Source organism: Shewanella japonica (genome assembly GCF_002075795.1).
GTDB lineage: Bacteria > Pseudomonadota > Gammaproteobacteria > Enterobacterales > Shewanellaceae > Shewanella > Shewanella japonica.
Genome location: NZ_CP020472.1, coordinates 586302 through 599450, shown reverse-complemented (window position 1 = coordinate 599450; position 13149 = coordinate 586302). Strand labels below are relative to the sequence as shown.

The following is a 13149-nucleotide window of genomic DNA, read 5'->3' as shown; positions in this document are numbered from 1 at the left end:
ATGATTACTTATTGACCTACCCTTTTAAGGCTGTATAATGAAAACACTAGATATAGACATACCTAGTTTAAAAAACACGATATGAAGTATAACTTAACGTAGAGAGAAACTTTTATGGCAGTAAATAAACCTTATGGAGATAACGCTAGGGTCGGCGCAGTTAAAGGTCGTTCTCAGGTGTACAATCCGCAAAATCAATTATGGACAAAGCGAGATTCTAAAACTGGACAATTTATGAGTGTTAAGACAACAGGAGGAGTATTCAAAGGCGTAACGAAAGAAAAATAAAAAGGCTTCCGCTATTTATAGCTGAAGCCTTTTTAGTATTGAGCTGGTGATAAATATTGCTACCAACAATAGTTATCGACTCCATACTGGGAGGTCTCAAGTCAGTAATTAACCTAAGGCCAAATTCACATTAACATCCTACAGGTTAGATGCTTCCAACTCAATACCCTAGAGATCCCTCCCTTATCTTTAGGGTAATTATTTATGTCAAATTCTAAAGTAGTAAGAGTATGTGCTTATATGCGATACCGTGCAGGTCAATGGGAAAATGTATGTTCCCATTTACGTTCACTTCCTCGCTAGAAATAAATTCGAAGAAGTAAGGTCTTTGTAAACAAACTTCAAACCTCCAAAAAAAGCCCCGATACCGTTAGGTATTGGGGCTTTCATTTTCTTTTACAAGAAGTTCGGTTCTAAGCTTTTAGGCTAGAGACCAACAGAGCATTTACGCAGGATAAATGGGCTTAGAGCAAGGCTTTTTGTAGCGACGTGTAGCGCTTTTCTACACGAGCTGCAAAATAACGCAGCTATAACCCATTTAAACCAGTAAATTACATGCCCATGCCGCCCATTCCGCCCATTCCACCGCCCATACCGCCCATATCAGGCGCTGCAGCTTCTTGTGGAATTTCAGCTACCATTGCTTCTGTTGTGATCATTAGACCTGCAATAGACGCAGCAAACTGTAATGCACTACGGGTTACTTTAGTTGGGTCAAGAATACCCATTTCTAGCATGTCGCCGTAAGTGTCGTTACCTGCGTTGTAACCGTAGTTGCCGTTACCATTTTTCACGTTGTTAGCCACAACTGATGCTTCTTCACCTGCGTTAGTCGCGATTTGACGAAGTGGTGCTTCCATTGAACGTAGTGCGATAATAACACCGTGTTTTTGGTCTTCGTTGCTAACTTCAACTTCAGAGATTTTAGAGGCAACACGTACTAGCGCTACCCCGCCTCCTGGTACAACACCTTCTTCTACTGCTGCACGAGTTGCATGTAATGCATCTTCTACGCGCGCTTTTTTCTCTTTCATTTCAACTTCTGTCGCTGCGCCAACTTTGATAACAGCTACGCCGCCAGCAAGTTTAGCCATACGTTCTTGAAGCTTCTCTTTGTCGTAGTCAGACGTTGATTCTTCAACTTGTTGTTTGATTTGCGATACACGTGCAGAGATTTGTACTTGCTCACCGTTACCATCGATGATGGTTGCGTTATCTTTAGTGATAACTACGCGCTTAGCTGTACCTAAATCTTCTAATGTCGCTTTTTCAATTTCAAGACCGATTTCTTCAGCGATAACTGTACCGCCAGTTAAGATTGCGATGTCTTGTAGCATTGCTTTACGACGATCACCAAAGCCTGGTGCTTTAACAGCAGCCACTTTAACGATACCACGCATGTTGTTCACAACTAATGTTGCTAATGCTTCACCTTCAACGTCTTCTGCAACGATAAGCAATGGCTTACCTGTTTTTGCTAGACCTTCAAGAATCGGTAGTAATTCACGGATGTTAGAGATTTTCTTATCAACTAATAAGATAAATGGAGAATCTAACTCTACGCTGCCAGTTTCTGGCTTATTGATGAAGTATGGTGATAGGTAACCACGGTCAAACTGCATACCTTCAACAACGTCTAATTCGTTTTCTAGTGCTTGGCCTTCTTCAACAGTGATAACGCCTTCTTTACCGACGCGCTCCATTGCAGTGGCAATGATTTCACCGATTGATTCGTCAGAGTTAGCTGAAATAGTACCAACCTGAGCAATCGCTTTAGAGTCTGAACACTCTTGAGACAATGCTTTAAGCTCAGTTACAGCGGCAACAACGGCTTTGTCGATACCACGCTTAAGATCCATTGGGTTCATACCCGCGGCAACAGCCTTAAGACCTTCAGTCACAATTGATTGTGCAAGAACAGTAGCGGTAGTTGTACCGTCACCAGCTGCATCATTGGCTTTAGAAGCAACTTCTTTCACCATTTGTGCGCCCATGTTCTCGAACTTATCTTCTAGTTCGATTTCTTTTGCTACCGATACACCATCTTTAGTGATTAGCGGTGCGCCAAAACTTTTGTCTAAAACAACGTTACGACCTTTAGGGCCTAAGGTCACTTTAACTGCGTTTGCAAGAATGTTTACGCCGTCTAGCATTTTAACGCGAGCGTCACTGCCAAATTTAACTTCTTTTGCTGACATTTGTCTGTTCCTTAAAATTTGTTGATGATTGAAAGCGAGTTAATAATTAGGATTAACCTACAACTGCCATTAAGTCAGATTCTGATAGGATAAGAACTTCTTCACCATCAATCTTTTCTTTCTTCACACCGTAACCTTCATTGAAAATCACTACGTCGCCGACTTTTACGTCAAGGGCTTTAACTTCACCGTTTTCTAAGATGCGACCATTGCCTACAGCTAGGATTTCACCACGTGTTGAAACTTCTGCAGCGCTACCAGTTAATACGATGCCACCAGCTGAAGTTGACTCAACCTCTAAACGTTTTACGATTACGCGGTCATGTAATGGACGAATATTCATCTACGGACTCTCCTAATGATTGCTGCCCACAAACGAGGCGGTTTAAACAAATGATAAGGGTATTTACCCTTTGATGAATGATATATGGGGGTAGATGATCACAGTTCCAAGGGGCTTTTCTAAAAAACTGCGATTTTTTTGCAAAAATTTGTAGCGAGTATTTATTAATACAGAATGAATGCTGGTAGTATTTGCCTCCCGTTTTCGTGTTTAAGTCGAGATTAATGATAGATAAACACGGGTTACTCAGCGCACCCATTGGCCGCGTGCTATTTAACATGAGTTTCCCTAACCTTATCGGTATCCTCACCATTTATGGTGGAAGCCTTATAGATACGTTTTTCATTAGCCAATTAGGGACTGATGCGCTTACTGCTGTCAGTTTTACTTTTCCAGTCGCTGTTGTTTTTGCAAGTATTGCAATAGGTATTGGTGCCGCTGTATCAACAAACTTAGCAAGGCTCATTGGCGCTGGTCATCATGATAAAGCGAAAAACTTCTTGTTTGATGCCCTATTACTGACGTTTTTATTAGTCAGTGTCCTGGTGTCATTAGGGATTATGGCCATTGACCCATTGTTTACCCTAATGGGGGCAAACGAAAAAACATTACCACTGATCCACGATTACATGCTGATTTGGTTCATCAGTGCTCCGCTTTTAGTCTTATTAATGGTCGGTAACCAAGGAATAAGAGCAACTGGTGACACCCGCTCACCAGCAATTATTATGTCTGTTGCCGCCATCATTAATCTGGTTTTAGATCCCTTCCTTATTTTTGGTATCGGGCCATTTCCACGATTAGAAATCCAAGGGGCTGCCATTGCGACATTGGTCTCTTGGGTCGTTTCATTTACCGTATCTGTTTATATCTTAGTGTTTAAAAAACAAATCCTCGAAATGATGAGTTTATGTAAGCTAAGGATAAAAAAGAACTGGAAAACATTAGGTCACATTGCACGACCTGCCGCCTTAATGAATATGCTAAATCCTATTGCCAATGGGGTGATATTAGCCATGCTAGCCCGAGCAGACCAAGCCGCTGTGGCAGCTTATGGTGCAGGTATTCGCTTAGAAACCTTATTTATTGTAGTCACCATGGCGATGACCTCCAGCCTTATGCCATTTGTTGGGCAAAACCTCGGGGCTGGACAACACAAGCGAGCCAAAGAGGGCATGTTGCTCGCACTACGCTTTGCATTTGTGTTTCAAAGCTTAATGTATATTCCAATATTGTTAAGTGGCGAATCCATTGCTAAGTTGTTCAGTAGCGACCCTTTAGTCATCGATTGGCTGAGTTTTTATATTCAAGTATTGCCTGCTGCGTACGGCTGGCTTGCTATCGTTATCATGTTTGCCACCTGTTTAAATGCCTACCACCGACCACTCAAGTCATTAGTCATTAATGTCATCAGGTTGTTTGGATTGATGTTGCCACTGGCTGCTTTAGGGATGTATTTGGGCGGCGTAAAAGGCTTGCTTATTGCTATACCAGTGACTAACGTCATTATGGGAATAGCCTGTTACATTATGGCTTGCAGGATCACTGAACATCCTTCGGTTAAATACACCAATAATAATTCAAATGGTAATAGCGGTAGTGATAGTGGCGTTACAAACTCCGCTGACAGCGTTATCTAAGCCATCTGGAATCTAACATCTGGCGCTTAAGCAACTTATCAAGATGACGATTTATTAATTTGTATTACTTGCCCAATGTGTCATAACGTAGCGTTATACAGGTTTATGTAAACGACTGTCATGACGCAAGCATTCAAGGAAGAATATGAGGAATCATTTATGAGTAAATCCATTAATGCCGCGCTACTCAATGCCTTTGTCTGCCCTGGCACAGGACATTTATATTTGGGCAAAAAGGCAATGGGTTGGGGTATTATCATCACCTGTTTTGCCAGTTTATGCGCCATGATGATTGTGGTTATCGAGCGAGCTCAAGCCATAGCCGATGATATTGTCGCAGGTAACATCGCCCTAGACTTTACAGCCATATATAGCGCAGTGCACACGAGTGTCACAGCCAACTTACCCACGTCGGCCACTTTGGCAATGTACGCCTTTTTACTCTGTTGGATTGGTGGCACCATTAGCGCTTTTATAATGGGTAAAAAAATGGATGATGCCGCTGCTCATTCCAGTGATTAATATTTGCCAAGCAGTAACAAAAAACATAACTAAAAAGCCGGCTGAGTATTCTCAGCCGGCTTTCTTTTTTAGTCGCATTTATACGAAATGGGCAGTCTTTAGTTAACTGCATCAGCATTAAGGCATATAGCGCAGTGACTTACATTGCGTCGCTATTTCGTTTTTTCATCTTCTGACTTATCGTCGCTTTTCGGCGTAATATCTTTCACTTCAACTTGATGAGTTTCTGGGGTTAATTCACTTGGATCGAATTTACGCTCAAAGTCGCCATCGAACGTATTACCGTTATCTCCATGACGGCCTTGATCAAATGGATTTTGACCAAAACCTTGTTGACCAAACGGGTTTTGTCCAGCTTGTCCTTGAAAACCGCCACCAGCAACAACTCGCATTTGCATGCGTTTAAAAATATAACTCGCAATCGGCGAGCGAGTGATGGGAGTAAGCAGTAATAAACCAATAAAGTCAGTCACAAACCCTGGGAATAACAGTAATAAACCAGCAGCAGCAAGCATCATACCTTCAACAATTTCTTTGCCTGGCGCTTCGCCACGCTCAAGCTTAGATTGCACAGACATCAAGGTGCTCAAGCCTTGGCTACGAACCAATGACACACCCACAATCGCAGTTAAAAACACTAATGCAATGGTATTTAATGAGCCGAACACTTCACCTACTGAAATCAGTACTGATAATTCAATAGCAGGGACAAGAATAAACACTAAAAATATAACTAACAGCATGTTGGCCTCAATTTTTTCATTGGCTATGAACGATATATGGGGGTAGTCGGGTCTTAATTCAAGACGCGTCACGATAATCATTAATGACTAATGCAACCGATTACAAAAAATCGTACAGTATTGCTTTATTGTGAATAATGAAAATTAGTTGCAATAAAGGGTCGTGATAAATATACCAGCCTTGGCAATCACCTATTTTAGGTTATTAAGCTTAAGCTAACTTTAAGATAAACCAAAGATGATAGACTCCCTATGTCAGCAGCGTATTTATTAGTTATAACAACTTGTCCTGATATTGCCAGTGCCAAGAAACTGGCTAGTGCCTTAGTCGATGCAAAACTGGCAGCATGCGTACAGCTGTATCCACAAATGGAGTCAGTCTATGTATGGGAGGATGAGGTTTGTCATAGTAGTGAAGTAGGAATGCACATAAAATGTTTGGCCAGTCATTATGATGCCATTGAACAATTAGTGATCCAACAACACCCTTATGAAGTACCAGAGTTAATCGCTGTGCCGATCGCTCAAGGCTTGCCAAACTATTTACAATGGATAAAAGAAACTTCTCAATCATGAAAAAAATATTTGCGCTTATATTTACCACTTTACTGCTGCTCTCCCCTTTAGCTCACAGTGAAGACATTTTTAGCAACAGTAATAAATTCAGTTTTTTGCAAGATGAGCCTGAATTAATGCCCGTTGAAGAAGCTTTTGTATTTGATTACCAGCAAAAAGGTAATCAAGTCGCCATAAGCTTTGTCATTGCAGACGGTTATTACATGTACCGAGATAAACTGCAGTTTAGTGCAGATGGTGCGGTCATTGGCGATATCGATTTACCGAAAGGTAAAATGCATGACGATGAATACTTTGGCGAGCAAGCCGTTTACTATTCATTTGTTACATTGCCATTAGCGATAAAAGAAGCCGCTGACGATGCCAAGGTACAAGTAACCTTTATGGGCTGTGCTGAAGGCAAGCTATGTTACCCACCAACCAAGCGTGATGTCATTTTAGATGCGGTTGAAGCAAACGACGGTAAAATTGCAACGAAAAAAGCCATCATCGGCGATGCTTATGCAGCAAAGAAAGCAGCTGATAACGCCTCAGAAAACACTGACACACAAGCGCCAATTACTCAGCAAGATAGTTTGAGCCAGATGTTAGCTAACGACAGTCTAATGTGGACCTTAATTATCTTCTTTGGTTTAGGTATTGGATTAGCGTTAACCCCATGTGTATTCCCAATGTACCCTATTTTGTCTGGCATTATTGTTGGCCAAGGCAAGCAGTTATCAACGGCTAAAGCATTCACCTTATCGATGGCCTATGTTCAAGGTATGGCCATCACCTATTCGCTATTAGGTTTAGTGGTAGCTTCTGCCGGAATGAAGTTTCAAGCGGCGCTGCAGCATCCCGCTATCTTAATCTTCTTAGCCGTCATGTTTGTGCTATTAAGTTTATCGATGTTTGGTCTGTACGAGCTGCGACTACCTGGTAAATGGCAAGACAAAATGAACACCCTGTCGAATAACCAAAAAGGTGGCAACCTTGTTGGCGTGTTCTTTATGGGCGTGATTTCAGGCTTAGTCGCCTCCCCTTGTACTACTGCGCCGCTGTCTGGTGCGCTTATTTATGTTGCACAAAGTGGCGATCTGCTCCAAGGTTTCTTAGCCTTGTATGTATTAAGCATGGGTATGGGTGTTCCCCTTCTAATTATTGGTACATCTGGTGGTAAGCTTTTACCTCGTGCAGGTGCATGGATGGATATCATCAAGACCATCTTCGGTTTCTTACTGATTTCGGTATCGATTGTGATGGTCGGCCGTATCTGGCCTGGCGTAGTGTCTGATGTACTGTGGTCAATTTGGGGCATTAGCTTAACAGGCTACTTAATGCACCAGAATAAACTATCAGAATTTAACTGGAAGCAAACCACTCGAGGCGTGCTACTGATGCTGACTTTGCTTGCCAGTTTCTCGTATGGTTTCCAAGCGGTAATGTCTGCATTGGGGATGCAAGCGCCTTCAATGAGCACTCAAATTAGTCAAACAGCTAAAGTTGAGCATGCTGAGTTTACAATTATTAAATCTGTAGAAGATTTAGAAGTTGAGCTCGATAAGGCCAGTATTAGTGGCAAAACCGTAATGTTAGATTTATACGCCGACTGGTGTGTGGCGTGTAAAGAGTTTGAAAATATTACCTTTGTTGACCCTGAAGTGATGGCACGTTTAGATCAAATGGTGTTACTACAAGCTGATGTCACTAAGAGTGATGCGATTGATGTGGAATTGCTAGAACATTTCAGCGTATTAGGCTTACCTACCTTGTTGATGTTTGATGAAAATGGCAACCAACGTGAAGATTTACGAGTAACAGGCTTTATGGGGCCTAAACCGTTTGCTGAACACCTAGATTTATTACTTAAAAAATAAATTCACTACATAGTAAACTACTGATAAATGGTCAATTTAGTAATTAAATTGGCCATTTTTTTATTTCATACGCAATTTTTAATATCAAGTTAATTAATTTCTTATACAATCTACTTACCTACAACCTCTTTTCAACAACTAGACTTAAGGCATTATGGAACCAGCAATTTTCATTATTACCCTTCTTTGCGGCATGCTAGTCAGCCGAGTGGGACTCCCTCCGCTCATTGGTTATTTAGCGGCCGGCTTCTTACTGTTTATCTTTGGCGTACAAGATGAAAGTGTTCCACTGCTACAAGAGTTAGCAGACTTAGGCGTCATGTTGTTACTGTTCGCCATTGGCTTAAAGCTGGATGTTAAAAGTTTACTTAAGTCGGAGATTTGGGCCAGTTCCAGTCTTCACTTAGTTGGCTCAATTCTATTCTTTTTACCTATCCTTAAATTGTTAGGCTTGGTTGGCTTAGATAGATTGGTTGATCTTGAAATGAACCAACTATTGCTGCTGAGCTTCGCATTAAGCTTCTCCAGTACGGTATTTGCCGTGAAAGTGCTAGATGAAAACGGCGATGGCCAAGCGTTATACGGCCGCATCGCTATTGGTATCTTGATTATGCAAGATATCTTCGCGGTGCTGTTTTTAACCATTTCCAAAGGTGAATTTCCTTCAGTTTATGCCTTTGGTTTATTGTTATTGCCGCTATTAAAACCGGTTATTTATAAAGTGTTTGATCGTGTTGGCCACGGAGAAATGCTAATTCTATTTGGTCTTGCTATGGCATTGGTCATGGGCGCTTGGGTATTTGAGGCGGTCGGATTAAAGCCAGATTTAGGCGCCTTGATCATGGGGGTTTTACTTGCTGGTCACGCTAAATCCTCTGAGCTGGCCAAATCAATTTATTACTTTAAAGAACTGTTCTTAGTGGCGTTCTTTTTAACCATTGGCTTAAATGGACTACCAACCATTGAAGATGTTGGTTTAGCAGGCCTATTGGTACTATTAGTGCCGTTTAAAATCATGCTGTTCTTTGTCATATTAACTCGCTTTAAACTGCGTGCTCGTACATCAATGTTTGCATCGTTTAACTTAGGTAATTACAGTGAGTTTGGCTTAATCGTAGCAGCCGTTGCCGCGCAAAAAGGCTGGTTACCTGCTGAGTGGCTGATTATTCTCGCCGTAGCGTTAAGTATTAGCTTTTTAATTGCAGCGCCGCTCAATGCCAGCGTCAACCGTATTTATCAGCGTTTTCAGACAACAGTAACTACCTTAGAAAAGCACCCATTGCATCCTGAAGACAGACAAATTCCTGTCGGCAATCCACGCTTTTTGATTCTAGGTATGGGCCGCATTGGCTCGGGCGCCTACGATGAGCTTCGCAGTAAATATAAAGGCGAAATCCTAGGAATTGAACATAAACAAGATTTGGTCGATTTTCATCGTAATGAGGGCCGTAATGTTGTGCAAGGTGATGCCAGCGATACCGACTTTTGGGAAAAGCTTGAGCGTGCCCCAAGTCTAGAACTCGTGTTACTTGCCATGCCGCACCATGTGGGGAATATGTTTGCTGTAGAGCAACTGAAAAAACTGGAGTATAAAGGCAAAATTAGTGCGATAGTCCAGTACTCAGAAGATGCATTGTCACTCAAAGAGCAAGGTGTAGACAGCGTATATAACTTGTACGAAGCTGCTGGTGCAGGTTTTGTGGATAATGTAATCCATGAGTTGTTAGAGCCTGTCATTGAAGACGAACAAGACAATTCACAAGATAAGGCTGTCGCGTCTGATGAAATAAACCAAATTCTCAGTAAGCCATAGCTTTTCAGTAATAGCATAGCGTGACACGCTAACGTGAATCTATCTGCGCCTTATGGTTTCATAAGGCGCTTTTTTATGCTCATATTTTATCTACAATGCCTGTCAACGACGGGGAACTGTATTCATCAATTAAACGAGACACCAAATGGATATTAGCTGGTTAGCGCTTGGGTTATTTATGCTGGTATTAATCGCCCCCATTGCGATTAATCAGGTTTATCAGCTTCACTTGGGCAAAGATATGGCCATTGCGGTGACTCGTATGACGGTACAAATGGCGTTAATTGGTGTGTATCTGCAGTATCTTTTTCACCTTGATAACCTTTGGGTTAACCTCATTTGGCTTGTTGTGATGTTACTTGTGGGGGCTAGCGCCATAATCAGCAAGGCTAATTTACCCAAACACCCACTGATGGCGCCTGTTATATCAGGCTTAATACTAGGACTTGTGCCAATATTGCTCATCATGATGTTGTGGTTATTTCAGCCTACACCGATTTACAATGCGCAATATTTGATACCCACAGCAGGAATGTTGCTGGGAAATAGTTTAAGTAGCAATATTATTGCTCTGCAGCGATTATTTGCCGCATTTGACCAACAGCAAGCACAATATCAAGGCGCACTTGCCTTGGGTGCAACACCTAAACAAGCGGCAGCGCCTTTTGTGCAAACAGCGCTGCAACAATCTTTTGCCCCGATTCTGGCATCGATGGCGACAACGGGATTAGTCAGTTTACCTGGCATGATGACTGGACAAATTTTAGGGGGTGTAGACCCCATAATCGCAGTCAAATATCAGATCGTCATTTTGGTTGCCATTTTTGCGACCTTAACGATTTCTGTAACAAGTTCAATTAGCTTTGCTTTACATAAACTGCTCGCGCATACAGGCAAAATGCGTTTTAACTTACTCACCAACACTGATAATCACAGGTAAACCAGACATAAAAAAGTGAGCCATGAGGCTCACTTTTTAGTTATTAGCATAAAGGGGAGTCATGCTATTTTGTTACTACCGATTCAAAATTGATGACTATTTTTTTGAATAGGCTGCCGCTTGCTCACCTGCTAAGCGGCCAAAGGTAATGATGTCAGAGATTGCGTTACCACCTAAACGGTTGGCACCATGAACACCACCAGTCACTTCACCTGCACCGTATAAACCAGGAATCACTTTCTTATCTTCTGAGAGCACTTCCGCTTTATCGTCAATTGAGACACCGCCCATGGTGTGATGCACACCTGGTGTAACTTCAATGGCGTAGTAATGACCTTCATTTAATGCACGTGGTAAGTTCGCACGTTCAAAGTCAGTGTCTTTGCCTGCTGCAACTAACTTGTTGTATTGAGCAATCGTTGCCGTTAGTGCTTTACCATCAATACCTTCAATTTTGCCTAACTTCTCTGGCGTTTCAGCTGATGGCACGACACCAAGTTGAATGTACTTATCGATTTTCTTCAATGATTTACGCACTGAATCATCAAAGATTAAGTAAGCCACTTTACCGGTTTGATTAAGAATTGCCGCAGCAGCTTTATCACGAGTAGTGATTTCATTAACGAAGCGCTTACCTTCTTTATTAACCAAAATGGCACCGTTACCACGCACCGCTTCAGTCACCATCACCCCGCCTTTCACTGACAAAGTAGGATGCGCTTGAATGTATTGGATATCTGTCATGCCTGCACCAGCGTTACCCGCAACATCTAAACCATCACCTGTCGCACCTGGCTGGTTAGTTGAAATAAAGCCTTTTAACTTAGGATCAAGTTTAGCAACACGTTCATTGTTACGACCAAATCCACCCGTTGCCATGACGACCGCTTCAGCTTTAATCCAGTAGTAACCTTTGTATTTACCTTTAACCAGTAAACCTTCCACTTTACCTGAATCATCTTTGATAACTTCAACACCACGGGTATTCATACGCATGTCGATATCACGCTTAAGTGCATTATCATAAAGCACTTGAATGACGTGAGCCCCTACACCTGCACCACCTGTAGGACGATGAGAACGGTTAGCTGATGCGCCGCCCATACGACCAACATCATTTAAATCAGCGCCCATGCCTGTCATCCAATCAACAGAGCCTTTAGAGTGAGAGGTTAATACATCCACTAACTTAGGATCGTTTAACTCGCGACCACCTTTCATGGTGTCTTTATACATAGACTCAACGCTATCTTTAATATCTTTAGCTTTTTGTTGATCAGTCCACGCGGCGTTCATACCACCTGCAGCCAATTTAGCGTTACCACCAATCACTGGCTCTTTTTCAATCAAAATAACTTTAGCGCCTGCATCCGTTGCTGCCACTGCGGCTGAGAAGCCTGCGCCACCAGAGCCCACAACCACCACATTCACAATGTCACTTGGCGCTGCTGATAATGCCGCTTTACGATCTGCTGCATCTTTTGCTAATTCTGCAATCGTAGGTTCGTAGCGCTCCCATTTGCTGCCAAACGGCATATCAAACTCAAAGCTATGGCAAGAGTCACAATACACGACTGATTTTTCATGGCCGCTATGACATGATGTACATGCGACATCACCTGGGAAGTGAGATTCATGGGCATTATAATTTTCACGAGTATTGCTTTCTGCCACTTCCGCTAACGTGCCATGACACGACACACACTGTTCATTTTCATAAGTTAAGCTGTCATTAGACAATTCACCACTTGGTAAATGACAGCTTTCACAATCTTGATTTTCTGAGTGAAAGTCAGCAAGGTTGTCAGCTGCAATTGCGCCTCCAGCTAACCCCGCTGAGCCAAGTAGTACAGCTAACAAGGCTGCGCATCGTGTTAATTTCATGGTAACTCCTTAAAAATAGCAATGACGCTAATTCGCCTTGGCATGCTTAATCACTAAGCCATACCTTTTGCTATTGAACCTGATGTAAGACTATTTTGACTCTGGGTTAATGCGGCCTCAATCAAACTCTGCAGACTCAATTTGAAACTTTACAGCGGATCACATCTGCCATTTATGGCTATGCAAAAGCGCATAACCTCAATGGTGACTATGCATTTTTGCATAGCCTGTAGTGATCCGTATCACAATCAATTGATGCTGAATTTCTTGGTTCTTTCAAACTAAGACGTGTCAAAGCTTAGAAATAAACTGACTAAAATCAAGCTTGAATCTCACTGTTCAT

11 protein-coding genes are annotated in these 13149 nt (G+C 42.1%); 7 read left to right on the top strand and 4 right to left on the bottom strand.

Annotated features, from left to right (window positions below):
• The first annotated feature begins 114 nt into the window (after positions 1–114).
• Positions 115–288, top strand: a complete 174-nt coding sequence (locus SJ2017_RS21570) for a hypothetical protein (protein ID WP_167692879.1) — start codon at positions 115–117, stop codon at positions 286–288.
• Positions 289–839: 551 nt separating this feature from the next.
• On the opposite strand, the gene groL is transcribed toward SJ2017_RS21570, so the two are convergent.
• On the bottom strand, positions 840–2486 hold the full coding sequence (gene groL, locus SJ2017_RS02600; RefSeq protein ID WP_080914774.1) for a chaperonin GroEL: 1647 nt from the start codon (positions 2484–2486) through the stop codon (positions 840–842).
• Positions 2487–2538: 52 nt separating this feature from the next.
• Complete coding sequence (locus SJ2017_RS02595) at positions 2539–2829, bottom strand: co-chaperone GroES (protein WP_055022857.1); 291 nt, start codon at positions 2827–2829, stop codon at positions 2539–2541.
• Between the two features lie 224 nt (positions 2830–3053).
• On the opposite strand from SJ2017_RS02595, the gene SJ2017_RS02590 reads away from it, so the two are divergent.
• Both SJ2017_RS02590 and SJ2017_RS02585 read left to right on the top strand, forming a co-directional pair.
• The gene (locus SJ2017_RS02590) at positions 3054–4469 is read left to right on the top strand and encodes an MATE family efflux transporter (RefSeq protein WP_055022858.1); all 1416 of its coding nucleotides are present in this window, start codon (positions 3054–3056) and stop codon (positions 4467–4469) included.
• Between the two features lie 159 nt (positions 4470–4628).
• Positions 4629–4991: a hypothetical protein gene (locus SJ2017_RS02585; protein WP_055022859.1), complete on the top strand. Its 363-nt coding sequence runs from the start codon at positions 4629–4631 to the stop codon at positions 4989–4991.
• 152 nt (positions 4992–5143) lie between these two features.
• On the opposite strand, the gene SJ2017_RS02580 is transcribed toward SJ2017_RS02585, so the two are convergent.
• Positions 5144–5734: an FxsA family protein gene (locus SJ2017_RS02580; RefSeq protein WP_065109677.1), complete on the bottom strand. Its 591-nt coding sequence runs from the start codon at positions 5732–5734 to the stop codon at positions 5144–5146.
• A gap of 252 nt (positions 5735–5986) precedes the next feature.
• On the opposite strand from SJ2017_RS02580, the gene cutA reads away from it, so the two are divergent.
• The 4 genes from cutA (at position 5987) to SJ2017_RS02560 (ending at position 10922) form a co-directional block, all read left to right on the top strand.
• Positions 5987–6310, top strand: a complete 324-nt coding sequence (gene cutA, locus SJ2017_RS02575) for a divalent-cation tolerance protein CutA (protein WP_055022861.1) — start codon at positions 5987–5989, stop codon at positions 6308–6310.
• Positions 6307–8169, top strand: coding sequence for a protein-disulfide reductase DsbD (locus SJ2017_RS02570; RefSeq protein ID WP_080914773.1), 1863 nt, complete (start codon positions 6307–6309; stop codon positions 8167–8169). The genes cutA and SJ2017_RS02570 overlap by 4 nt, the downstream gene beginning before the upstream one ends.
• Positions 8170–8323: 154 nt before the next feature.
• Positions 8324–9982, top strand: a complete 1659-nt coding sequence (locus tag SJ2017_RS02565) for a cation:proton antiporter family protein (protein WP_080914772.1) — start codon at positions 8324–8326, stop codon at positions 9980–9982.
• A gap of 145 nt (positions 9983–10127) precedes the next feature.
• Entirely contained in the window at positions 10128–10922 is a 795-nt protein-coding gene (locus tag SJ2017_RS02560) for an ABC transporter permease (RefSeq protein WP_055022864.1), read from the top strand.
• A 96-nt stretch (positions 10923–11018) separates the two neighbouring features.
• On the opposite strand, the gene SJ2017_RS02555 is transcribed toward SJ2017_RS02560, so the two are convergent.
• Positions 11019–12806: a flavocytochrome c gene (locus SJ2017_RS02555; protein WP_065109672.1), complete on the bottom strand. Its 1788-nt coding sequence runs from the start codon at positions 12804–12806 to the stop codon at positions 11019–11021.
• Positions 12807–13149: the final 343 nt, after the last annotated feature.